1 protein-coding gene is annotated in these 1036 nt (G+C 72.0%); it reads left to right on the top strand.

The genetic code is table 11. The features are described from left to right. On the top strand, window positions 1-1036 hold a 1036-nt coding region (locus RDU12_RS05100; protein ID WP_308684206.1), incomplete at both ends, for a dihydrolipoamide acetyltransferase family protein.

Raw genomic sequence — 1036 nt, forward strand, 5'->3', positions numbered from 1 at the left:
GGCCGAGCTGGTCGGCTGGCACGTCAAGGTCGGCGACACGGTCGCGGAAGACCAGATCATCGCCGACGTCATGACCGACAAGGCCACCGTCGAACTGACCTCCCCCGTCGCCGGAACCGTTGTCGCCCTGCACGGCGACGCTGGCCAGCAGATCGCCGTCGGCGGCCCGCTGGTCAGCTTCCAGGTCGAGGGCAAGGGCAACACCGCGCCCGCTCCGACCAGCCCCTCCACCGCTTCGCGGTCCCCCTCCCCATCGCTGCGCGACGGTGAGGAGACAGCCTCATCGTCTCCTCACCGTCCGAAGGATGGGGAGGTGGCGCGCGGCGCCAGCCGCGTGACGGAGGGGCCGCCGGCCCAGCGCACCCTCTCCGCCCGCGGTGAACGCCCCCTCGCCTCCCCCGCCGTGCGCCAACGCGCCCGCGACCTCGGGATCGAGCTGCAGTTCGTCCCCGGCTCCGGCCCCGGCGGCCGCATCGAGCATGGCGACCTCGACGCCTACGTCGCCTCGGGGTCGCAGGGATCGTCCGCCTCCGGAGTATCCACCTCCTCGACCTACGCCCGCGCCGAAGGGACCACCGAAACCCGCATCATCGGCGTCCGCCGCAAGATCGCGGAGAAGATGGCCGAGAGCGTCCGCCGCATCCCGCACATCACCTATGTCGAGGAGATCGACGTCACCGCGCTGGAGGAGCTCCGCGCCCACCTCAACGCCAACCGCAAGGACGGCCAGCCCAAGCTGAACGTCCTGCCCTTCCTCGCCCGCGCCATGGTCGTGGCCCTGCGCGACCAGCCGACCATCAACAGCCACTACGACGACGAGGGCGGCGTCCTGACCACCCACGCCGGCGTCCACATCGGCATCGCCGCCCAGACGCCGAACGGCCTGATGGTCCCGGTGGTCCGCCACGCCGAGGCCCGCGACCCGTACGACACGGCGGCCGAGATCGCCCGCGTCTCCGGCGCCGCGTCGTTCTCGCACGACGAGTCGCTGGTCGCCTACGTCACCGACACCGGCGGCCGGATGGACATCTGGGTC

This window comes from Brevundimonas sp., from assembly GCF_031082345.1.
Classification (GTDB): Bacteria; Pseudomonadota; Alphaproteobacteria; order Caulobacterales; family Caulobacteraceae; genus Brevundimonas.